Origin of the sequence: Neglectibacter caecimuris, from assembly GCF_034335015.1 — a bacterium.
GTDB classification, from domain to species: domain Bacteria; phylum Bacillota; class Clostridia; order Oscillospirales; family Acutalibacteraceae; genus Acutalibacter; species Acutalibacter caecimuris_A.
Genome location: NZ_JAWXXK010000003.1, coordinates 673340 through 694738, shown reverse-complemented (window position 1 = coordinate 694738; position 21399 = coordinate 673340). Strand labels below are relative to the sequence as shown.

At 51.6% G+C, this 21399-nt stretch carries 19 protein-coding genes, 2 tRNA genes and 1 pseudogene; 12 read left to right on the top strand and 10 right to left on the bottom strand.

What is annotated here, in order from left to right:
- Positions 1-212: 212 nt before the first annotated feature.
- Together U8T64_RS06245 and U8T64_RS06240 are read right to left on the bottom strand one after the other, a co-directional pair.
- Entirely contained in the window at positions 213-857 is a 645-nt protein-coding gene (locus U8T64_RS06245; protein ID WP_322181969.1) for a hypothetical protein, read from the bottom strand.
- A 161-nt stretch (positions 858-1018) separates the two neighbouring features.
- A complete protein-coding gene (locus U8T64_RS06240) occupies positions 1019-1891 on the bottom strand; it encodes a hypothetical protein (protein ID WP_322181967.1) in 873 nt (290 codons plus the stop codon).
- Between the two features lie 320 nt (positions 1892-2211).
- Between U8T64_RS06240 and U8T64_RS06235 the strand changes: the two genes are divergently transcribed.
- Complete coding sequence (locus U8T64_RS06235; RefSeq protein ID WP_322181965.1) at positions 2212-4617, top strand: ATP-dependent helicase; 2406 nt, start codon at positions 2212-2214, stop codon at positions 4615-4617.
- Between the two features lie 575 nt (positions 4618-5192).
- Positions 5193-5846 carry an HAD hydrolase-like protein gene (locus U8T64_RS06230; protein ID WP_322181963.1) on the top strand — a complete coding sequence of 218 codons (654 nt, stop codon included), beginning with the start codon at positions 5193-5195 and terminating at the stop codon, positions 5844-5846.
- Positions 5847-5886: 40 nt separating this feature from the next.
- Here the strand turns inward: U8T64_RS06230 and U8T64_RS06225 are convergent, their stop codons facing one another.
- A complete protein-coding gene (locus U8T64_RS06225) occupies positions 5887-6567 on the bottom strand; it encodes a DUF421 domain-containing protein (protein WP_322181962.1) in 681 nt (226 codons plus the stop codon).
- A 253-nt stretch (positions 6568-6820) separates the two neighbouring features.
- On the opposite strand from U8T64_RS06225, the gene U8T64_RS06220 reads away from it, so the two are divergent.
- From U8T64_RS06220 to U8T64_RS06200, 5 genes are all read left to right on the top strand, one after another.
- A complete protein-coding gene (locus U8T64_RS06220; protein WP_322181960.1) occupies positions 6821-8290 on the top strand; it encodes a spore germination protein in 1470 nt (489 codons plus the stop codon).
- A gap of 57 nt (positions 8291-8347) precedes the next feature.
- The gene (locus tag U8T64_RS06215; protein WP_322181957.1) at positions 8348-9430 is read left to right on the top strand and encodes a GerAB/ArcD/ProY family transporter; all 1083 of its coding nucleotides are present in this window, start codon (positions 8348-8350) and stop codon (positions 9428-9430) included.
- A complete protein-coding gene (locus U8T64_RS06210) occupies positions 9427-10536 on the top strand; it encodes a Ger(x)C family spore germination protein (protein WP_322181955.1) in 1110 nt (369 codons plus the stop codon). Before U8T64_RS06215 ends, U8T64_RS06210 begins: the two co-directional genes overlap by 4 nt.
- A 479-nt stretch (positions 10537-11015) precedes the next feature.
- On the top strand, positions 11016-11564 hold the full coding sequence (locus U8T64_RS06205) for a sigma-70 family RNA polymerase sigma factor (RefSeq protein ID WP_322181953.1): 549 nt from the start codon (positions 11016-11018) through the stop codon (positions 11562-11564).
- Complete coding sequence (locus U8T64_RS06200) at positions 11554-13035, top strand: DUF4179 domain-containing protein (protein ID WP_322181951.1); 1482 nt, start codon at positions 11554-11556, stop codon at positions 13033-13035. The genes U8T64_RS06205 and U8T64_RS06200 overlap by 11 nt, the downstream gene beginning before the upstream one ends.
- Positions 13036-13304: 269 nt before the next feature.
- Here the strand turns inward: U8T64_RS06200 and U8T64_RS06195 are convergent.
- Positions 13305-13525, bottom strand: a pseudogene (locus tag U8T64_RS06195) (transposase); the annotation flags it as partial.
- A 215-nt stretch (positions 13526-13740) separates the two neighbouring features.
- On the opposite strand from U8T64_RS06195, the gene U8T64_RS13890 reads away from it, so the two are divergent.
- The 5 genes from U8T64_RS13890 to U8T64_RS06170 all read left to right on the top strand — a co-directional run bounded on the left by U8T64_RS13890 (position 13741) and on the right by U8T64_RS06170 (position 17307).
- Positions 13741-14106: a DUF6550 family protein gene (locus tag U8T64_RS13890; protein WP_367575403.1), complete on the top strand. Its 366-nt coding sequence runs from the start codon at positions 13741-13743 to the stop codon at positions 14104-14106.
- Entirely contained in the window at positions 14060-14629 is a 570-nt protein-coding gene (locus U8T64_RS06185) for a hypothetical protein (RefSeq protein WP_322182060.1), read from the top strand. Before U8T64_RS13890 ends, U8T64_RS06185 begins: the two co-directional genes overlap by 47 nt.
- A 501-nt stretch (positions 14630-15130) precedes the next feature.
- Complete coding sequence (locus tag U8T64_RS06180; RefSeq protein WP_322181947.1) at positions 15131-15694, top strand: HD domain-containing protein; 564 nt, start codon at positions 15131-15133, stop codon at positions 15692-15694.
- Between the two features lie 54 nt (positions 15695-15748).
- On the top strand, positions 15749-16405 hold the full coding sequence (locus U8T64_RS06175) for a HEPN domain-containing protein (RefSeq protein WP_322181945.1): 657 nt from the start codon (positions 15749-15751) through the stop codon (positions 16403-16405).
- Positions 16402-17307, top strand: coding sequence for a hypothetical protein (locus tag U8T64_RS06170; protein WP_322181942.1), 906 nt, complete (start codon positions 16402-16404; stop codon positions 17305-17307). Before U8T64_RS06175 ends, U8T64_RS06170 begins: the two co-directional genes overlap by 4 nt.
- A gap of 73 nt (positions 17308-17380) precedes the next feature.
- On the opposite strand, the gene U8T64_RS06165 is transcribed toward U8T64_RS06170, so the two are convergent.
- From U8T64_RS06165 to U8T64_RS06135, 6 genes are all read right to left on the bottom strand, one after another.
- Positions 17381-17456, bottom strand: a tRNA-Pro gene (locus U8T64_RS06165).
- A gap of 399 nt (positions 17457-17855) precedes the next feature.
- Positions 17856-18230 carry a RidA family protein gene (locus U8T64_RS06160; protein ID WP_322182058.1) on the bottom strand — a complete coding sequence of 125 codons (375 nt, stop codon included), beginning with the start codon at positions 18228-18230 and terminating at the stop codon, positions 17856-17858.
- 147 nt (positions 18231-18377) lie between these two features.
- Positions 18378-18815, bottom strand: a complete 438-nt coding sequence (locus U8T64_RS06155) for a GNAT family N-acetyltransferase (RefSeq protein WP_322181940.1) — start codon at positions 18813-18815, stop codon at positions 18378-18380.
- Between the two features lie 42 nt (positions 18816-18857).
- Complete coding sequence (locus U8T64_RS06150) at positions 18858-19910, bottom strand: FAD:protein FMN transferase (RefSeq protein ID WP_322181938.1); 1053 nt, start codon at positions 19908-19910, stop codon at positions 18858-18860.
- Positions 19911-20981: 1071 nt separating this feature from the next.
- Positions 20982-21173, bottom strand: a complete 192-nt coding sequence (locus U8T64_RS06140; RefSeq protein WP_322181936.1) for a hypothetical protein — start codon at positions 21171-21173, stop codon at positions 20982-20984.
- Between the two features lie 66 nt (positions 21174-21239).
- Positions 21240-21315, bottom strand: a tRNA-Ala gene (locus tag U8T64_RS06135).
- Between the last annotated feature and the right edge of the window lie 84 nt (positions 21316-21399).

Genomic DNA, 21399 nt, shown 5'->3' with positions numbered 1-21399 from the left:
TTTTGAAGGGCTTTAAGGACGAGATTCTTCGTCACTTTGTTCCTCAGAATGACAGTTGGGAACTGTATATTAAACTATAATTTCCTGCCCTTTCTTAAAAATATGGTGCCAATAACCGCGCAATGCTCGGTTATTGGCACCACCACCGTCCAGTATCTGAAAGCACAGCAGCCGCTGTGTTTTTTGCATTGTGTCCGTTTATCCGCTGTTTCCTATTCCCAGGCGGCAAAAAACAGATGAGTGCGCTGATCTGCTCTTTCCTGATCTTCCTTGGAAAGCCCTGTGTACCAGAGCAGCCAGTTCATGATTTTTTCTTGGCTTTCCAGGCCGTTGTCCGATACCTCCGGCTGCCGGAAGTACTGATGCCACCAGGCGCCGGGGGAGAAAACGTGCTCCTCCACCGCCCGGATAACGCCGGGATCGATCTCCTTCAGCTTTTTGGCAAGCTCCAACTCCGTGTAAGCTTCCGGCAAGCCTGCGGGCCGGTAGCTGGAAAGCTCACGCTCCTCCGGAGAAGCGGCGGAAAAATCCCTGAGCCAGGCAAGCTCAGCGGTTTGAGAGCTTTTGGGGTCGTACTCCGGCAGGGAGCAGAAATGGCTCCACCAGAGCTGAGACCTGCCTTCGGAGTTTTCCTCCACCACCTGCTGTACCTCGCTGCTTTGAGCCTCCATAACAGCCGCGGCGTCCATTTCAAAAAAACAGCCAAAGCCCCCGGGGCGGTACGAGAGCATTTCCCGGTCCTCTTCCCCGAGCCCCTGATACCAGCCCAGCCATTCCCGCACCTGAGCCTGTTCCCCGGCGGAAAGCGCTTCATAGGCCTGCCGCCACCGGTCCAGCGGGGGCATGGCTTCCTCCACAAAAGCATACAGCTCTGCTTCGGAAGGCGCGGAGGGCGCACTTGGATAGGAAAAAATGCCGGAAGGTATATTTGATTGTCTGGTTGAACAGCCATATAACAATAGTAATATAATCAGCGAAAATATAGTAAGAAAAGAAGGGATTTTCATACAATTTCTCCTTAATATGTAACCATGAAAAAGCCAGCAAAATAAGAATAATTTGCTCTTTTTGAATTGTAATTTCTATTGCATGTTTGAGGATTAGTAATAAAATTTTGACTGGCATCTAACTTAGTTATGGAAGTGAATCCTCTTTTCTGAGAAAAGTAGCCGTTAGAATCTTGGCGATAAAAGTGGAAATCTCCTCCGTCGATTCCACTTTCTCCTTCGGAAAAAGCACAAGCAATTTTGTATTGTCTGGTTCCTGGTGTTGTGTAGGTACTGCATTTTGTAATGGTTTTTCCGTTAAAGTAAGGTGCGTCCTCGGCAAGTATCTCAGCAAGATGTGTTCTCATATAGGAAAGCGTATATTCGGGCAGTATGTTGGTGGTTGCCGATTTTGTGCCGGGGGAAGGTGCATAGCCCTCACGGGCATAGGTGTTGAGCACATATGCATAGCAATTTGCTTTTTTCTTCACCTTTTCCCATAGATCAAAATCAAAGTCATGCTCATATCCGCCGAGAGGCAGGCTGGAAACGGATAAAGACTCTTCTGCTGCCATCTTTTTCATCTCCGGAAAAAGCAAAGGATTATAATTGACACATTCCTTTTCTTCAGGAGTAAGCTTAGAAAAATCAGTAAGCCAAATGGCAACGGAATTTTGATTAACATACTTATCGTCAATCAGAGGAAGGCTATTATACCAACTCCACCATTCTTCTGCGTTTGGGGCGTAATCTTGAACGGTTTTTTGAATGCTATGATCTATTCTTATCTTTTGGGGCATTTCCGTAAAGTCAACGGAATCAACGGACGGAGAAGCCTGTACTGATATAGAAGCAGAAATCAAAAGCATACAAGCACTGATGAAGAGACTTATTAACTTTTTCATAATTCAAAATCCTCCTTTTTTCAGGTTAGCATAAAATTTCTAAAAAATTTTTTCTTTACACCCTCCTTTTTGATTTTCAAAATAATCTTATAATTTATAGTATATATCACATTCAGCATTCCTGTCAATAATAATTTTTTTCAATATTTATGTTTATGTGGATTGTTGCACCGACTTGGTAAGAATGTTGCAAAAAATGCTGAGAGTTAAAGAAAATATCACGGTAGAAATGGAGAAGAGATTATGATATACTAAAAATGAAATGTCAAATAACTATTTGGAAATAAGGGAAGAGCAGGATTCAGAAAGGAACCGCATCTATGGAATTTTCCAAGGACACGATTTTAAAGCTGAGAAAACAGGTGATGGAAAAGGATTTTTCCCGTATGAACGACCGCCAGCAGGAGGCGGTGTTTACCTCAGAGGGGCCGGTGCTGGTGCTGGCGGGAGCGGGCAGCGGCAAGACCACCGTGCTGGTAAACCGCGTGGCCAGTCTGATCCGGTACGGCAAGGCCTACGAAAGCACCTTTCTTCAGCCGGAATTTTCGGAGGAGGACGGGGCGGCCTGCGCCGCTTACATAGCAGGGGAGGGAGAGCTGCCCGCGCTTACCCGTGCGCGGCTGTCTGTTTCCGCCTGTCTGCCCTGGAAGATCATGGTCATCACCTTTACCAATAAGGCGGCGGGGGAGCTGAAGGAGCGGCTTTGCGCCATGCTGGGGGAAGAGGGAAACGATGTGTGGGCCTCCACCTTCCATTCCGGCTGCGCCAGAATTTTGCGCCGGGATGGGGAGAGGCTGGGGTTTTCCTCCCATTTCACCATCTATGATACCGACGACAGCCGCCGCATGATGAAAACCGTTATGGCCGACCTGGGCATTTCGGAAAAGGCCCTTTCCCACAAGGCGATCCTTCATGAGATCTCCCGGGCCAAGGACAGCCTGATCTCCCCCCGGGAATATGAGGAAACCGCGGGAAACGATTTCCGCCTGAAGCAGGTGGCCAGGGCTTACGCGGTCTATCAGCGGCGTATGGAGGATTCCGACGCCATGGATTTTGACGACCTGATCGTGAACACGGTGCGGCTGTTTCAGAAATGCCCCGATGTGCTGGAATATTATCAGGATCGTTTCCGGTATATTATGGTGGACGAGTACCAGGATACCAACCACGCTCAGTATGAGTTTATCAATTTGCTGGCGCAGAAAAGCCAAAATCTCTGCGTCGTGGGCGACGACGACCAGAGCATCTACAAATTCCGGGGGGCCACCATTGAAAACATTATGAATTTCGAGCAGGATTTTTCCGGCGCCAAGGTGATCCGCCTGGAGCAGAACTATCGCTCCACCCAGAATATTCTGGACGCCGCCAACGCCGTGATCTCCAACAATACCGAACGAAAGGGGAAAACCCTGTGGACAGCGGCGGGAGAGGGGAAGCTCCTTTCGCTTCACACGGCGGAAAATGAGATCGACGAGGCCGACCGGGTGGCGAAGGTTATTCTGGAAGGAGTGGCCCAGGGCAGAAGCTTTTCCGACTATGCCGTGCTGTACCGCATGAATTCCCAGTCCGTCACCTTTGAAAGAATGTTTGCCAAGCAGGGGATTCCCCACAGGATCATCGGCGGCACCCGGTTCTTTGACCGGAAAGAGGTGCGGGATATGATCTCCTATCTCAGCGTGGTCAACAATCCCGGCGACGAAATACGGCTGCGCAGGATCCTCAACGTGCCCCGGCGGGGCATCGGCGAAAAAACCGTGGATACCGCCGTGCAGATCGGCCAGCAGGTGGGGGAAAGCCTGTTTGAGGTGATCTCCCGGGCGGAGGAATACCCCGCCATTTCCAGGGCCGCCAAAAAGCTCAAGGAATTTTCCGCCATGATGCAGGGCTTCATCGAGAAAAACCAGGAGGAAGAGCTTTCCCCCAGCGAGCTATATAGTGAGCTGCTGGAGGCTACCGGATATCTGGATTTTCTGCGCATAGACGAGCCGGAGAAAGCGGAGGAGCGGGCGGAAAACGTGCAGGAATTATCCAGTATGCTTCGCCGGTATGAGGAGGAAGCGGGAGAAGAGGCCAGCCTTTCCGGGTTTTTGGAGGAGGTCTCCCTGTTTACCGATATCGATAATTACGACAGCGGCACAGATTCCGTGGTGCTGATGACGATCCATTCCGCCAAGGGCCTGGAATTCCCGGTGGTGTTCCTGCCCGGTTGGGAGGAAGGGGTGTTTCCCGGCAGCGCGGTCATTTACGATCCCTCACAGGTAGAAGAGGAACGCAGGCTTGCCTATGTGGCCATCACCCGGGCCAGGGAGGAGCTGTACCTCTTAAACGCCGATTCCCGCATGATCTTCGGCTCCACCAACCGAAACAGGATCTCCCGGTTTGCGGAGGAAATTCCGGAGGAGCTTTTAGAGCGCACCCGTTCCCGGGAATACGGCTATCGCTTCACACAGCTTTTGCCTTCCTTCGGCGGCTCCGGCGAACACGCTCCATCGGCGGGCCGGACGGGAAATGCCGCCGTAGGGGGCTATCAGCCCAACAGGGTAAAGCCCGCCCCCGTGGGAACCTACCAGGCCGGAGACAGCGTGAAGCACAAAACCTTCGGCGTTGGGCTGATCCTTACCGCCACCCCCATGGCAAACGATACCCTGCTGGAGATCGCCTTTGAAAAGGTAGGCACGAAAAAGTTGTTCGCCAATTTTGCCCGGCTGGAAAAGGTCAGTTGTTAGTCGTTAGCTGTTAGTTGTTAGAAAGGGCGTTCTGGATTCTGGACGGTAGTGATGCCGCATAGTGGCGTATGGAAAAAAGACAGGGAAGAGCAAAAAATTACGGTTTAGCACGCACCCCTTGGCTCCCCTGAAAGGGGAGCAGTCACGGCTTTGCCGTGACTGAGGGGTTCTACTCGGGAAGCCGATAAAACGTAGGTTTTACACGGATTTCAACTGAGCTGGAACCCCTCCGACGGCCTATGGCCGCCACCTCCCCTTTCAGGGGAGGCAAGGGTTTTCTACTATTCGCTAGTTTGCTAAATTACGATTTGTTGTACTAACTTACCCTCTTTGTCATCCTGAGCAAAAAGCGAAGTAAACTCCGCTTTCCCGGCGAAGAATCTCGTCCTTAATTCCAGAAAAGGGCAAAGGACGAGATTCTTCACCGAGAAAGTAAGGGCTCCTTGCTTTCTGTTCAGTAATGACAGGCGGAGAGCGAGTGAGCAACCGCCAATTCCTTATCAAACCAGTCTCTTATCCATAATTGCTCATTAAGACAGTCGTAATACATGCCTGATCTCTGAAAGGGAAGCGCTATGAAAAAGTATTTTTTATTTGACCTGGACGGCACCATTACGGACACGGGCAAGGGCATTATGAAAAGCGCCCAGTATGCCCTGGACGAGTTTGGGTTTTTCCATGAGCCGAAGGAAAAGCTGCGGCGGTTTGTAGGGCCGCCGCTGGATCAGTCCTTTCGGGAGTTTTACGGCCTTTCTCAGGAGCAGGCCCTTGCGGCGGTGGAGAAATACCGGGAGCGCTATCGGGAGAAGGGCGTATTTGAAAGCCCGCTGTACCCCGGCATGAAGGAGCTTTTGGAAGAGCTTTCCGACAAGGCCGCCCTTTGCCTTGCCACCTCAAAGCCCCTGTATTTTGCCCGGCAGATTTTGGAAATGCGGGGAATTACTTCTTACTTTACCCTGACGGCAGGGGCCAATTTGGACGGCACCATGACAGACAAAGCTCAGGTGGTCGGTGAGGCGCTGCGGCAGTTGGGGAATCCGCCCCGGGAAGAGGCCGTAATGATCGGCGACCGCCGCCAGGATATTGTGGGCGCGAAGGCCCAGGGCCTGGAAACTATCGGGGTACGGTACGGATATTCCGAAGCGGGCGAACTGGAAAGCGCGGGTGCTTCCCGCATTGTTCCCACGGTGGAAGCTCTGCGGGAACTGTGCCTGATGCTGTGCGGATAAAAGAAACGGATTTGATGGAAAAAAGACAAGCTGAAGCGCTTCAGCTTGTCTTTTTTTCTTTGGGGACGATTTGAAAAGCGCCGTTTTGGCAGGCGGTCATAATAAAGACCTCGGAAAGGGAGAGGCCTGCCGCCGCCACCTTTTCCCGCACCCAGCCGATGTCCCTGCCGCAAAGCTTCAGGGAGCTTTCAGAAATTTCCCCGTCGCTTACCACCACCAGCTCCAGATACTCCTTTTTCACCTTGATACCGGCCTGCCAGGGGGTGAGGGGGTCGTCCTTTGCGTGGCGGGACACGCTCATCATGCCGTTGGTCTCGATAACGGCGTAGGCCACCTCCTCCAGAGAAAACACGCCGTTTTGCCGGAGCTGCTCAAAAAGGTCCTCGGTGCTCATGCGGAGCTTTCGCATCTGCTCCTGCAGGATCCTTCCGTTTTCAATGACGAGAATGGGCTTGCCACAGATCAGCTTTCGGAATTTTCCGATCTTCAGCATCAAAAGGGACACCACGATCTCACAGAAGATCAGGGCCAGCATGGGCACGATCCCGTTCCACAGGGGTTCGTCGTGCTCCTGAATGGGCATTACGGCAAGCTCTGAGATCAGCAGCGTTACCACCAGCTCCGAGGTTTGCAGCTGGCTGATCTGCCTTTTTCCCATAATGCGCACGCCCAGAAGAATGATCCCGTACATGATCAGAGTGCGAAACAGTGAAACGACCATAGCGATCTCCTTTCCCACAGCATTCCATTGGCTTTAGTATAATACGTTCCCGCCTTTTTATCCCGGCGGATATTTTGAAGCTCATGGGAAAAAATAGTTCGGAAGTAAAAAAGCTTGCGCGGCGCAGCGTTGGTTACAACGCTTGTGCCGCGGCCGCTCGTGTCCCTACTTGGTGCAGGAGAACAATTTCTGACCCGACCGGGGGTAACTGGTAATTATAGTTTGCAAGCGGGAAAGGAAAGGGCCGTACTCTATGGAAAAGGAAGCGGAGTTGACAAAGGTTTCTTCTTATGTTGGAGTCAATCAAAAGTTTTTCCAGGAAAAATTCAAAAACGCCATGGATTTTATGGCAAGAGAAATGGAGCTTTCCGGCGTGAAGGCTGTGCTGTTCGCTCTGGACGGCCTGGTGAGCAAGCAGGTGATCACCCTGAGTATTCTGAACCCCCTGATGGAAAGCGAGCTGCCGAAGCACGCGGAGGACCGCTTAGGTCTCATTGAAAAGACGGTGCTGGGCACCATGGAGCAGAAACGGGAGTCTGATCTGGAGACTCTTTTGGTGCTTTTGATGAGCGGCTTTGCCGTGCTGTGTGTGGACGGCTGCCAGGAGGCCATTGTATTCGGTGTGCAGGGCTTTGACAGCCGGGGGCCGGAGGAGCCCCAAAACGAGGTGATGCAGCGGGGCGCCAAGGACGGCTTTACGGAAAGCTACCAGAACAATATCGCCATGATCCGCCGCAGAATGAAAACGCCCGCCTTGAAATTTGAAAAGGCGGAGGTAGGCGCCCAAAGCCATACCCCGGTGGCCCTCTGTTATCTGGAAGGGATCGCGTCGGAAAAAATTCTGGCGCAGGTACGGAAAAAGCTGCAAAGCTGCGACCTGCAAACCGCACTGGGAGCCGGGTATCTCACCAGCTTTCTGGAGCGGGGCGGATTGTTCAGCGGCGTGGGGCTTACGGAACGGCCCGATGTGGTCTGCGGAAAAATCGAGGAAGGGCGGGTGGCCATTTTGGTGGAGGGCACCCCCAGCGTGCTGCTGATCCCATTCCTGTTTATAGAGAACTTTCAAACCCTGGACGATTATTTGACCAGGCCCTTTTACGCGGCCTTTGTCCGGTGGCTGAAATATATCGCCTTTTTTGTCAGCGCCTTGCTTTCCGGGCTGTATGTGGCCATCGCCGCCCATCACCCGGAGCTTTTGCCCGAAAGCCTGATGCTGAAGATCGCCCAGGCCGAAGCGGAAACGCCCTTCCCGGTGCTGGCGGAAACGCTGCTGTTGTATTTCCTTTATGAAATGCTGCGGGAAGCGGGCCTGCGGGCGCCCCGCTCCTTAAGCGCCACAGTAAGCATCGTGGGCGGCCTGGTGATCGGAGACACGGCGGTTTCCGCTGGGCTTGTCAGCGCCCCCTCCCTGATGGTGGTGGCCCTTACCGCCATTGCGGGCTATGCCATTCCCAGGCTCTATGAACCCCTGTCCCTGCTGCGGCTGGGGTTTCTGCTGGCGGGGGGCTTTTTCGGCGTGTGGGGCGTGATGATCGGTTTTGTCCTGCTGCTGATGGACCTGTGCGGTTCCGCGAGCTTCGGGGTGCCGCTGCTTACCCCCATCTCTCCCTTCAGAAGTCTGCTGGTGCACCGGGACGTGGCGGGGAGAAAGAGCTGGAGAAAGCTGGCCCGATGGGACGCAAAGGTGCAGGATATGCCCGGCAGCCGGGAAAAAGGCCAATAAATTCCGGGGAAACCGGGCAAAGTGTTTTGCCGGGCGGAAAAAGAAAGCAGGAGAGCTATGGAAACAGTAAAGCACAGGATCAGCGCAGGTCAGTTCTTTCTCATGATGTTTGTATCCCGGGTGGTGGTCACCATTGCCCTGAGCGCCCGGTATCTGGGCGGGGAAAATATGCTGGAGGCCATTTTTTCCTATGGCCTTGCCATGGCGCTGGGGCTTCTGCTGGCCCTGCCCGTGTGGGGGCTTGCCCGGCTGTACCCGGAGCTCAGTATCGGCGACGCGGCCCAGGCCGCCTGGGGAAAATCAGGGAAAGCGGTGCCTTTTTTCTATCTGCTCTATTTTATTTTGGTAAACGGCTCTTCCCTGGGGCTGTTTCAGATCTTTTTGCTGGACACGGTGAACCCGGAGTTTTCCGCCGCCCTCACCATAGCGGCGCTTTTGGGGGTAGCGCTGTACGGGGCTTTCCGGGGGATCGAAACGGTGGCCCGCTGCGCGGTGTGCGTGTTCGCCGTGCTGCTGGTGGGCGCAGGGCTGGTATTTGCCATTGTGGCATTCCGCTTTGACCCGGAAAACCTGGAGCCCCTGTTTTACCACGGTTTTTCCCAAACCCTTCAGGGCACGGAGCTTTTTCTGGCGCGCACCTCTGTCTTTGCGGATATGGCGGTGCTGCTGCCCATGGTAAATGGCAAAAGAAAAGCAGGCTTTTTCGGCTGGGCGGGGGGCACCTTCCTGTTTACCGGCATTCTGCTTCTGTTGTTGGCAGGATGCCTCGGCCCCTATGCCGCCACCCAGAATTTTCCGGTCTATTCTCTTTCCTCCATTACGGAGATCCGCTCCATGCAGCGGCTGGACGCGGTATTCGTGGGGGTGTGGATGACGGGAATGATCGTAAAGCTGGCCTGCGACCTGTATGCCTGCCGGGTGTGCTTTGCTTCTCTGGCAGGGAAGAAATGCCCGAAAACAGCCCTGCTTCTTTCCGGAGCCGCGATCCTGATTCTGGCCTATGCCGCTGCGGGAAGTATCGCCGCGCAGAGAGTACTGCTGAATACCCGGCTTCTGCTTTTCTGCACCGTGGGGGTAGGCAGCGTACTGCCCTTTCTGGTGTGGGGGATCGGCTGGCTGAAACGGAGGAAAGAAAGATGAAGGCGAGAGAAAACAGAGGGAAAAAACTTCTGCTCCGGGTGTTGAGCTTGCTGCTGTGTACGGCGCTGATCACGGGCCTGTGGGGCTGCGGGGGAAGAGAGCTTTATGAACGGCTTTTGATCCATGGCATCGGCGTGGACACGGAAGGAGAGGACTTTATCGTTACGGTGCGTTCCTCCACCTCCTCCGAGGACGAAGGAGAGGAATATTTCAAGTGCCGGGGCAGCTCTGTGCTGGAAGCCCTGAACAGCCTGTCCCTTTCCACGGGCCGCAAGCCCTTTTACGCCCACAATTACCTGGTGGTGTTCGGCAAAAGCTGTGGGGAGCAGGGGCTGGATCACTGCCTGGATTTTTTTGTGCGGTATTATAACACCCGCCCGGCAGTACAGATCTATCTGGCGGAGGAAAAGGCAGAGGATATTTTAAGCTTCCAGAAGGACGGTAAATACCTGAAAATGGGAGAGCTCCAGCAGCTGGGAGACAGCAGCCGGGACACCGGGCGCACGGTGGGAGTGGAGCTGCTGGACTTTGTAAACGGTGTAAAGCGGCAGGGCTCTTCCCCGGTGCTTCCGGTACTGCGGGCGGAGGAGGACGGCGTGAAGATCGTTTCCACCGCTTATTTTGACGGCTACAGGCTTCAGGGCTTTCTATCGCTGGACGAAACCAGAGGATACCTTGCCGTGAAGGAGCGGCTGGAAAACGGAGAAGTGGTCCTGCGGGAAGAGGAGCTGGGAACGGTCACCCTGTCTCTCACCGGAGGAACGGGAGAAATTTCCTGGGAAATAGGGAAAGACGCACCCAAATTCCTCTTGCGGGTGCGGGCCCGGGGTGACGTCAGCGCCATTTCCGGCGGAAGAAACCGGCTGGAGCCGGAGGATTATAGCACGTTGGAGCGCTGCTTCGCGGAAAAACTGCGGGAAGAGATCGAAGAAGCGGTCAAGAAAGCGGTGCTGGAGGATCACTGCGATATTTTCGGCTTCGGCGCACTGCTTTACCGGGAAGCGCCGGAGCGCTGGCGAGATCTTTCCGAACGCTGGAAGGAAGAAATGGCCCGCTGCAAGTACAGGGTAGAGGTCAGCGCCAAGGTGAGCCGATTGGAAGACTAGGGCTTTTCAAAAGCGCCGCGGACCTGTATAATAAAAGTAGTTAGTTGTGAGTGGTTAGTTGTTAGAGAAGGGCATTCTGGATGCTGGATTCTAGACGGTGGTAGCGCCTTCGGCGCAATAAAGGAAGGACAAGAGCCCAGCTTGATGAATTGGAATTTAGTGCCCTTAGCCTCCCTTTGCTTGCAAGGGGAGGTGGCATGCGTAAGCATGACGGAAGGGATCGGGCTTGCGGGGGAAGCCGCATAAAATCGCCAGCTTTCAATCCCCTCAGTCAGCCTTCGGCTGACAGCGTTCTCCGCTTCGCTCCGGTCAGTGCTGGACGTGCCCCGCCGGGGCACAGCACCCCTTGCAAGCAAGGGGTGCCTAAGGGCATCAAACTATCATTTACCACTTTTGTATTCTGAAAAACTTCTTGGAACGGGGCACCAAACCGGGGGAAGCTCCGTCTAATGGACGATAGGGAAAAGGGAGAAAGGCGCATGGGAAAGGAAGCTCTGGTGCGAAGGGCGCAAAATGGCGAAAAAGACGCCTTTATCCGGCTGATGCGGGAGCATGAGCTGGTGATGTACCGAACGGCGAAGGCGGTGCTGAAAACGGAGGCGGACGTGGAGGACGCGGTGCAGGAGACCATCTGCAAGGCCTTTTCCCGGCTGGCGGATCTCCGGCAGCCCAGGTATTTCAAAACGTGGCTGACCAGGATCCTCTTAAACTGCTGCTATGATCTGCTCCGGCAGAAAAAAGGGGAGGTTCCTCTGGAACTGCTGCCGGAAGCCTTTCCCGCCGGGGGCTGGAGCGGCGGCGAAAGCGACCGTGCCTTAGATGTGCAGGCGGCCCTTGACGCTATGGACCCGGAGGACAGGCTGCTGCTGACGCTCTATTACTTAAACGACCTTCCCATCAGGGAGATCTCCCATATCCTGTCTCTCAATGAAAACATCATCAAAAAACGCCTGGCGCGGGGACGAAAACGCTTTCAGGCAGTCTACCGGGAAAACGAAGCCGAGGAGGAAGCTGTGTATGAAAACTGAAAAAGCTCCACAGAAAAAAGAAAAGCTCCCTCAGAAGGAGCTGCGGCGGGACCCCGCCTTTCGCAGGGAGCTTTCCAGGGCCTGGGGCGTGGAAGAGCCCCCGGAAGCATACCGCAAGGCGCTGGAGGAAACCTATACCCGGCTGCCGGACGGCCCCATTGCCCGAAGCCGCCCGCTGCATACGGTGCTTCGGGGGCTTTGTACGGCCGCGGCGGCCTGCATTGCGCTGGGCATTATTTTGATCGGCTTAAACGCCACAGAGCCGCAGCTGACGGAGGGTCTGCCGGGGCTGGGCACGCTTTTCCAGCAGGTCAATGAAGGCTGGCGGCAGAGAAACGGCGGAGAAATTGACCTTTTTCACGATGTGGAACAAGAAACGGAGCTTTTCCAGCTGCCCGTGGAGGATAACGGCACGGTCCTGAAGGAGATCAAGCTGCTGGACGGTAATATCGTACAGATCACGGCCCAGGTGCCTTACATGGGAAGGAAAAGCTATATCCCCATGTACTATGAGGACCTGACTCCCTTTGGCGCATATGCGGAGCTTCAGGGAAAAACCGCCTCCTCATTTACAGCGGAGGAGCTTCAGGCGGAGGGTGCTTTGACTCTGAAAATGACAGAATCCTCTCCGCTTCCCGCGGACCGTACCGATATTCAGGGCCAGCCGAACCAAACGTTTCGCTCCTCCTCCGCCACCACCACCATAAAGCTTTCCGACAGCCCCTTTACCGTTACCTGGACCTTTTCCGGTGTGCAGGAGCTGGGGCAAAGCTGCATTCTCACCCTGTATGATTGGGACGGGAAGCTTGCGGAAGGGGAAACTGTGGAAAAGCACGTGACCGCCGAATTCACCTTAAATCTTCAAAGCGCCGCTGCCGCGCCTTCGGAAAGCTATTTGAGCCGCGGCTTGCGAAAGATCACACCGGAGGAATGCCTGGAAACGGACAGAGCGCCGGAAAAGCTCTCCCAAGGCTGGTGCGTGGGAAAGATCGAAAGTGTCTCCGTAAAAATGAGCGACAGGGTCTCGGGAAATTCCTTTTATCGGATCGACCTGTTCGGCGAGCCTGGTCAAACTGCCCCTGGAGTTCAGGAACTGGCGCTGGAATATTGGCTGAACGGTTCCTTGCTGGGAACGCGGTCTCTGCAAAAAAGCGATACGTATGAGATAAGCGAGAAAGAGCGCACGCTTCTGAGAAAAGCCATCGGAAACCTTGACTGGTACGTTTCGGGGCTCGGCATTTACGCCGCGGAGGAGATCACAGAGGCTTCCCGTACAGGCCGGGCACGCCGCCATTTGATCGTGATATTCCCGATTTCGGAGGCCGACCTGGAATCCGGCGTGTTTCTGAAAAACGGAGTCCTCCGTTTTTCCCTGCGGGACAGCGCCGCCGACAAGCTGCTAATCGAGGATCTGGCAGAGGATCTGCGGCAGAATTACGAAACGCTGAAGGATGCTTATTCCGAAAATTAAATGCGTTCTGGTATAAGATGGGGAATGCAAAAAATCTGCTTGTAAACACGGAAAGCGTTTTATTCTCCCGTGTTGCGATTCTGCTGCAAAATAGGATATTTTTATGGGCCTATTCATGATTTTTTCTAACTTCCTAAAAATCGGCCTTGGCATTTAATGAAAAGTGAAGAATCAAACTCCTAGAAGGGGGAAATACTGACTTCACCCTTAAAGGGGCATGGAAGGTTTGACATTGCATTACGAGCAGGGGCCGCTGAAGCGGCCCCTGCTTATGCCTTGTCATTCTTGCGACCCGTAAATGGGTCGATATACTCCTTGAGTGTTATTTGATCTTTGGTATAATCTTCCTCCAACTGACTTTTGATGTATTCCCGAATCGCCTTTTCGTTCTTTCTCACCGTGTCTGCGTAGTACCCTCTACACCAGAAGCTCCGGCTTCCATACTTGTACTTTAGGTTTTTGCGTGCCTGTCAAATATCATTAGCGCACTCGGTGCGTCATGGATGCCAAGCGCACCAATGGGCAGATTTCCTTCAATGAGATCCTCAAGTTCCAAAAGAGCCTGTGAGCACTCAAGACCTGCGCCGCTAAAAGCAATGAAAAAGCCAAAAAGTTTCAATAGCTATTTGCGGCAAGGTGTGGTGATAGGGGACTGCTCGCCCTGCCAAACGGAGAAACAAAAATCAAACCGCAACCCGCTCTGAGGTGACAGTTGTTCCGGATCCGGTAATTGAATTGATCGTGACACCGCCCCCGGAGATCAAAAGTGCAAGTACAGAAATAAAAGAACCTGTTGTCGAGGTGGTGAAACCAACACCTGCCCCGGAGGCAGCACCCACGCCTGTACCAACCCCAGCATCGCTGCCAACACCTGTGCAGACGCCGATACCCGCACCGATTCCCGCTCCTACCACAGTTCCGGTGTCAGCACCCGCCACTCTGCAGCTCGTGCAAGCCGGTGACATGGTGTATGTTCCCGGCTTTGGCAGGCTGGAGAGCCAGGGGGAAGGCACTGCGATCCACGATGATAGGATATACGAAAACGGCAACAAGGTCGGCATTACGGACTGAGGAGGGAGAAACGCATGGCAAAACGCAGACCCTCCGGGGACGGCATAGTGCGAAAGCGGGAGGACGGCCGCCGGGAAGGCCGAGAATTGAAAAAATCAACCCTGTTGATTTGACAGACTTCTTAGCTTCGACTGCGGGATTGCATAATACGGTAGCTTTCCCCGAAGGTTATCCGTCTGCAGGAAAATGGTATATTGTAGTGACCCCAGTTTGGGGCCTTGCTTTCGAAAAAGACTTCGGAATCGGGAATGTACTGTTTTGTACGGCGTCCAGCGAAGAAATTATGCGTATTTGTGAATTTAGCCCCCAATTATCTGAATATGGTTCTTTTGCTCTCGTAAATGTAAATAGCGATACACTATATCATGCATTTGTCCAGGCAAAAAAACAAATTGAGCAAGCGGTAGATTTATTGGTTAACATTTTAAAAGATGACAGCTTATACAGCATTCACTCCATGGGTCAGCACCTGTTGAGCCGCAATAATGCAGTATTCGAACAAAAGGTTTCTATTCCTTCTTGAGATGTATTGTATAAAGGGTGGTTTCACCAGACCACTACATTACATTGACTGCGGTTCATTTGTGGCAAAATGGCACAGGCTGAAGGGGCGGTGATCGACCAGCAGAAGGGAACCGAAGCGGGAGCGTCCGGGGATGACCTGGGCGCTCCGTTCTCTTTGTCGGCCCTCTGCTAAAAGCGCACTTGCTCACCACTAGCCGATGGCTTGTGGTGGTACTGCCTACGGCAGCCGTGCGCCCTCCGGGGGCGGCTCCACTGGTGCAGTTTTTCCCTGCCCAGTATATACCAGCAGACGCCAACGGCGGCTTGTGCATCGGACGCAACTGCGTCGATGGGATGGGGGCTTGGGGGCCATCGGCCACCAACAAGCTGTGCCAGGTATATACCGGTGCATTGCTTGCCACTACTATCAGCGACTATAGGTGGGGTTGAATGTCATTCCCATTGGTGGTATACTTGGCTCGTGACAAATCGACAAATCCGTATTTGCAGAGGTGAAACTATGCGGGAAGATATTTTTGAGAATTTGCAGCATGAAATATATGATAGATGCCAAAAACCAACGAATAAGTTTGGATTGGGCTGCTATTATCACATTATTGCAGTCGTTAAAAATGCAGAAATTCTGGCAGAAAAATATGGGGCAGATAAGGAAATTGTCGTGATTGCGGCTTGGTTGCATGATATTGCTTCGATTACAGATTATAGTCTCTATGAACTTCACCATATCCATGGGGCAGAAATAGCGTATCGTATTCTAAAAGAATATGGTTATGATGACAGAAAGATTTCATTGGTACAAAAATGTATCAGAAATCACAGAGGCAGTGTCAGTTCGGAAAAAATCAGCCTTGAAGAATTATGTATTGCCGACGCCGATGCAATCTCACACTTTGACAGTGTGCCGAGTCTTTTATATTTAGCATACGTTCAAAAAGGTATGGGAATTGAAGAGGGCAAGACATTCGTAAAAGACAAGTTGACGAGAAGTTTTCAAAAACTATCTGCTGAAAGCAAAAAACGCTATCAGGATAAATTTAAAAAAGTGATGGAAGTTTTAGGTTGACAACTTCCAGTTTATCGGGGGCTTTCATCTTTTGGGTGAAAGCCTCCTTGACAAATGTTCTCTTGGGTATATATAGAAGAACCTTTTACTGGCGGAAAGCTTGTTTGTGATTATACAGAAATCGTTAAGCAGGAAAGATTACTTGTTCCGGAATCGTTTAGGAAAATTCAACATGAACTGAACAAAACAGAGTTGCTTTTGCTAAAAGCAAATGGAACAAATGATAAAGAATTAACCCCTTTGTTTAATTCACTGAAATGGATTAGGAGGGCATGGGATGCGGAGGATTTTGATGACAAGGTAATCTATTCAATTATTGCTTTGGAGTTTATTGTTTCAAAAGAACCAAACTCTCCCATGATGGAAAAAGCAATACGAAAAAAATGTAAAGGCGAGATTAGAAAAATTATTGGTGCAATGAAAAATCCTCCTATGGACAAAATTTTATATTCACAAAAGGTGTGCGACAAATTTGATCGGACATATACAGAAACGCCCTTTATGGAAAAACTCCGGAATCTGATTAATAGATTAGGAATTCCTGTGTCATTCGCTGAGATGGAATTGATTGCAAAGTGCAGAAAGCAGCGTAATGAAATTGTACATGGAGAAAATGATTCCAAACTTCCGACTGATGATATTTATAGGCTTTGTGAATGTATTGGGAGAATTGCCTTTTATAAACTGGTATCTTTGGGGGATCAATTATGAGTATCTTAGAAAAGAGTGAGCGAATAGGTCAAGAACTAAAAAATACTGTAGAGGGTCAACGCGCACTTGAACTTCATAAAGCCATTTTGCAATATCCTCAAGAAACCACTTTTGAGTTTTTTCGGTTAATTAATCGATATTATATTCAAGGACATTTTTTCTCCGCACAACACTCACTGGATATACTTAAGGGCAATGTAGACAACGAAGTGTTAGGTGCTCTCGTGAAGAATATTCTATCTATTAGCGAGATACACGATTTTGCTGTGGCGAATATCCCGATTGGGAAATTTGTCGAGGAAATAAGCAAGGTTGCTTTTGGTAACGAAGTTAAATATGAACTACCGAAGGATGTTTCTTTTACCCCAGAACTTATGAGGTTATCTAATTCTTTAACCGTTGAGTGTTTGAGAACAAATATCTTGCAGCGTTTTTTGACAGAGTATCACACTAAACCGGAGTTTATTGCAGCAATTCGAAGATTTGATGAGTTGAGAGGCGCGAAGCCGATAGTGCCTTACAGCAAAGAAGATAGGAAAATCCTCTGTGTTTTGAGAAAAGAATTTTGCGGAAAATGTGAGGTTGACCTCTTATATTCATTGGTTTCTATGATGTCGTATATCAAGGGTATGATTTTCGATGCTTTCTATGATAACATATTTGAAATACACGAAGAAACCGATATTATATCTCGGAAACATAAAGCTTTGACGAATTGTGTTTATAATAGACTTATTTTACACCCAGGCAAACGAACTATTGGCCCAAAGACAGGATGGATTCTGAAACTGCATAATTTAGACGGTAGTGTTACATACGGTCAAATATTTAAGAAAACCATGCATTGGACGAAAGAAGAATGTGCGGTGACAGTTTGCTCATTAACATACAACATACTATGAGACGAGATCGCAAATTCTGCGCCGCAATAAACAAAGAAAAAGCCCTCTGAAATCGTTGATTTCAGAGGGCTTTTGGTCCGAGTGACAGGATTTGAACCTGCGGCATCCTGCTCCCAAAGCAGGCGCGCTACCAGCTGCGCTACACCCGGATATTGAATTTTTCTGTTCTGCTGACTGTGGTCATTCCTGTGGTCAAAGTGATTTTCCTGTTCGGCTTCACTGTGGGAAGAGACTCCGCAAACATCGCCGTATCAAGGACTTCCGGGCTTCACCTGCGCCCCTCGTGGATAGCTCTACCCACGCTCCCAAATGTCGCGTGCTACCAGCTGCGCAACACCCGGATATTTTTTGCTTCAAAAAAGCGATTTGGCAGCGGGCAGGTTTTTGCCGCTTCGGCTTTTCTGAATATTCCTTGGGTATTATAGCGCACTTTCCCGCCGGGTGTCAACGGTAAAGTACGGGGGAATTCCTCTTCCCGCAAGCCAAAGCAAAACCCTCAACCGCTTTCCGGCGGCTGGGGGATTCTCCGCTCAACTTATCACTGCGCTTTATTTACAACAGATTACTTCTATTTCGCACAGCGCGTTTTTGGGCAGCTGTTTTACCGCCACACAGCTTCTGGCGGGCTTTCCGGTAAAATATTTCTCGTACACCGCGTTGAAAGCGGCAAAATCCGCCATGTCGCTGAGAAAGCAAAGGGTTTTGACCGCGTCGGTAAACTGATATCCGGCCTCCGCCAAAACTGCCCCCACGTTTTTGATGGACTGCTCCGCCTGGGCCGTAATGGACTCTCCCGCAAGCTCTCCTGTGGCGGGGTCTACCGGCAGTTGCCCGGAGGTGTAGAGAAAATTCCCCGCCTGAATCGCCTGGGAATAGGGGCCGATGGCCGCAGGCGCTTGCTCTGTTTGGATCACCTTGTTCATATTGATCTCTCCTTGTTTTGAAATTTTTCCAGCCTGGAGCGTGCCGCCTAAAATTCCTGTTTGGCGGCGTTTCATTGTTTTATAGCTTTATGATACACCGGAAAGAGGCCCTCCGTCAAGATTTCCATAGCTAGACGGCGCCTGGGATCACTTCAGCGTCTTCGTTTTCGGCACGAAGCTTTTCACATTGCCATAGCCCAGCTTACCGTAAAAATGCTCGTGCTGCTCATCGTTTACCGCGTCCAGCGAGATCATCGCCCCGCCCAACTCTCTGACCCGGCGCTCCAGCTCCCGCATCAGTTCTGTTCCCAGGCCCATGCCCTGCCTGCCATGGGCAATGACGATCTCCTCCAGATGATACAGCTTCAAATCGTCAAACTGCTTGAAATATCCCATGAGAAAACCCGCGACCGTCCCGTTCTCCTCCGCCAGAAGGCAGTAGGAACCCTCTATGGCCCATATCTGATGAATGCGCCGGTATGCGGTTTCCTCGGTCCAGCAGCCATCGTCATACACATTGTATTGCTCCAGATACATCGGAATAATTTTTCCGATATCCTCCTCTGTCATAACTTGATACAGCATACTATGATTTGCCTCCTTATGCTCTTCTGTTCGGAAGAAAAATTACTCCAGCTTTTCCAGCTCGTACCCTTCGGCGACCATGGAAAAATCCTCCCACAGCCCCTTCGTCACATACACCTGCCGGTCTGTCACAAAAATCGCCTCCGCCTGAAACTCCGCCAGCACCGGCAGGCTTTTTTTCAGGCCCAGCACAAAGCAGGCGGTGGAAAGCCCATCGCTCAGAACGCCCTCAGCGCTTTTCACCGTTACGCTGACAAGGCCGCTTTCGGCGGGATAGCCCGTGGCCGGGTCCAGCAGGTGGTGATAGGTTTTTCCCTGCTCCGTAAAGCATTTTTCATAGCTGCCGGAGGTGGAAACAAAGCCCTGCTGAAGCTTCAGCGTTCCCAAAGAGCCTCCGGCAGGATCCCGCACGGCAATGACCCAATCGGCGCCGAAGGGCTTTTCCCCGTATACGCCCACACTGCCCCCTACCGCCACAACGGCCCTGTCTACGCCGCTTTCCCGGTAGGCCTCCACCGCAGCGTCACAGGCCGCACCCTTTCCCACCGCGCCCAGATCCAGCGCCATTTCGTGATACCGCAGGGCTGCCATGCCGTCTCCCGGCAGAGCCACTCCGGAAAAGTCCACCTTGTCCCGAAATTTTTCGATCAGTGTGCTGTCCGGCAAATGGGGATTTTCATCGAAATCCCACAGGCGGCTGACCGGCGCGATGGTGATATCAAAGGCCCCGCCGCTTGCCCCACACACGGCAAGGGCAGAGGAAAGCACCTGCTCTGTACGGGGGTCTATTTTGATCAATTCCCTGCCCGCTTCCTCGTTCAGCCGGGCCGTATCGCTGTTCCCCACCCGCCAGGAGATCAGATTTTCCAGCTCTGCCACAGCGCTGGCGGCGGCTCGCGCCCCCTCTTCCCGATTCCCGCCATATACAGTCTGCTGTACATAGGAGCCCATGGAAAAGGTGGTCACAGTGTACCCCGAGTCCCCGGTCAGCACAAAAATTACGATCCCCGCCACAAGCGCAAGCGCCCCTGCCGCCAGCAGGCACCAAAACAGCCGCCTGCTCACCCGGTCAGAAATTCCCTTAAAAAAACTCATTGCGCTCTCCCGTCCTGTAAATGTTGGTATCATATGCGGGACAAATATAATTCTATAATATCATGCGCTCGTCTGAGCAGGACAATTTAATTTGTATAATATCCGCACGCTCTTTGCGGATATTATACCATAAGCACCGAAGGTGCGTTGGTATAATGTGTCCATCGCTCGTTTGAGCGAAGCGAAGAACTGAGCGGGACAATTTAATTTGTATAATATCCGCACGCTCTTTGCGGATATTATACCACAGAACATTTTGCATGTAAATGTCTGCGGTAAAATGGTTAGCCATATCATCGAATGCGCAAAAATGTATTTTTCTTGATTTTGCGAATTAGGCTGTTAAAGCCTGATTGACCGTTATGAGCAGGAATTAGATTCTGCAAACCTGCTGTGCGTATAGCTATCGCCAGAACCTTATTTTTCTTTGCGAATCTGCGAAATGAAAAAGTGCATCGTCTCAGAAAACCAAGGCAGTGCATCTTCTTTTGGCGTCAGAGCGGGAATTTCACGGAGAAGCCGCCTCTGAAAAAATGGTGTTCGTTCAATGCATGGTTATAAGAGGCACGTAAAAAATATTTTTGGTATTTTAGCGAATGGATTCGAACCTTTGACCTTCAGATTGCGAACCTGGCGCTCTACCAAGTGGTCCGTTAAGCATCTCCTTTGCCGGAGATATGAACCATCTGCGGTTAAGTTTCCGTCTCCTCCTGCGCAGCGGCGATCAGCTTATCAAAATCACTCTGATCGCCTTTTGGGTCAGCCAAACATTGTTGTCCTGCACACGGACTTCGATTCCTTCCTCACGGGCATCTTTCGTAAAGACGAGGAAATCCACCGTCTGTTACGGATCTGCAGCTTGTTTTCCAGCATTACGTGTCACCTTCTTTTTTCGTTATAGCATAGCGGGTGTTGAAATGGAATACTTTCTCCTGGTTGATATAAAAACGCCGTGAAATCAACGATTTCACGGCGTTTTGGGTGCTGAACCTGAAGGAGATCGACTAAAGACCGCGCTGTCAAGCGTTTTCGCCCTTGCCGGGCGCCAGCCCCGCCTGCGGATTACAGCCTTTACTCTGAAACGTTATCCGAGGAATCCATATCTTCATCGGAACCGGAAGTAAACATTTCCTCCGTGGTCTGCTGCGCCAGCTTCAGCTTTTCGGTAATTTCAGACAACGCATTGGTGGTCGCTTCCAGCGCATCGATCGCAGTTGCCATGCGCCCTGCCAAGTGATAATACATAGCTTTGTAATCTGGCATACAGATCCCTCCTAAGCAAATTTTTAATGATCGGCACTGTTCCATAAAACAGTGCCGATCATTGTTTGGTGGACCCGAAGGGGATCGAACCCTCGACCTCCAGATTGCGAACCTGGCGCTCTCCCAGTTGAGCTACGGGCCCATATGAAATTGAAAAACGAGCACGAACCCGAAAAGCTAACTAACTTCCCCGGAAAGCGCTTGCGCTCATTCCAGTTGAGTTAAG

What these genes read in the sequence shown, in the direction of transcription:
- U8T64_RS06170 (WP_322181942.1), top strand. Translation starts at nt 16,402, where the DNA reads ATGAGTATCTTAGAAAAGAGTGAGCGAATAGGTCAAGAACTAAAAAAT.
- U8T64_RS06210 (WP_322181955.1), top strand. Translation starts at nt 9,427, where the DNA reads ATGAAGGCGAGAGAAAACAGAGGGAAAAAACTTCTGCTCCGGGTGTTG.
- U8T64_RS06155 (WP_322181940.1), bottom strand. Translation starts at nt 18,815, where the DNA reads ATGCTGTATCAAGTTATGACAGAGGAGGATATCGGAAAAATTATTCCG.
- U8T64_RS06230 (WP_322181963.1), top strand. Translation starts at nt 5,193, where the DNA reads ATGAAAAAGTATTTTTTATTTGACCTGGACGGCACCATTACGGACACG.
- U8T64_RS06220 (WP_322181960.1), top strand. Translation starts at nt 6,821, where the DNA reads ATGGAAAAGGAAGCGGAGTTGACAAAGGTTTCTTCTTATGTTGGAGTC.
- U8T64_RS06240 (WP_322181967.1), bottom strand. Translation starts at nt 1,891, where the DNA reads ATGAAAAAGTTAATAAGTCTCTTCATCAGTGCTTGTATGCTTTTGATT.
- U8T64_RS06185 (WP_322182060.1), top strand. Translation starts at nt 14,060, where the DNA reads ATGATAGGATATACGAAAACGGCAACAAGGTCGGCATTACGGACTGAG.
- U8T64_RS06215 (WP_322181957.1), top strand. Translation starts at nt 8,348, where the DNA reads ATGGAAACAGTAAAGCACAGGATCAGCGCAGGTCAGTTCTTTCTCATG.
- U8T64_RS06180 (WP_322181947.1), top strand. Translation starts at nt 15,131, where the DNA reads ATGCGGGAAGATATTTTTGAGAATTTGCAGCATGAAATATATGATAGA.
- U8T64_RS06205 (WP_322181953.1), top strand. Translation starts at nt 11,016, where the DNA reads ATGGGAAAGGAAGCTCTGGTGCGAAGGGCGCAAAATGGCGAAAAAGAC.
- U8T64_RS06235 (WP_322181965.1), top strand. Translation starts at nt 2,212, where the DNA reads ATGGAATTTTCCAAGGACACGATTTTAAAGCTGAGAAAACAGGTGATG.
- U8T64_RS06160 (WP_322182058.1), bottom strand. Translation starts at nt 18,230, where the DNA reads ATGAACAAGGTGATCCAAACAGAGCAAGCGCCTGCGGCCATCGGCCCC.
- U8T64_RS06140 (WP_322181936.1), bottom strand. Translation starts at nt 21,173, where the DNA reads ATGCCAGATTACAAAGCTATGTATTATCACTTGGCAGGGCGCATGGCA.
- U8T64_RS06225 (WP_322181962.1), bottom strand. Translation starts at nt 6,567, where the DNA reads ATGGTCGTTTCACTGTTTCGCACTCTGATCATGTACGGGATCATTCTT.
- U8T64_RS06175 (WP_322181945.1), top strand. Translation starts at nt 15,749, where the DNA reads ATGTTCTCTTGGGTATATATAGAAGAACCTTTTACTGGCGGAAAGCTT.
- U8T64_RS06150 (WP_322181938.1), bottom strand. Translation starts at nt 19,910, where the DNA reads ATGAGTTTTTTTAAGGGAATTTCTGACCGGGTGAGCAGGCGGCTGTTT.
- U8T64_RS06200 (WP_322181951.1), top strand. Translation starts at nt 11,554, where the DNA reads ATGAAAACTGAAAAAGCTCCACAGAAAAAAGAAAAGCTCCCTCAGAAG.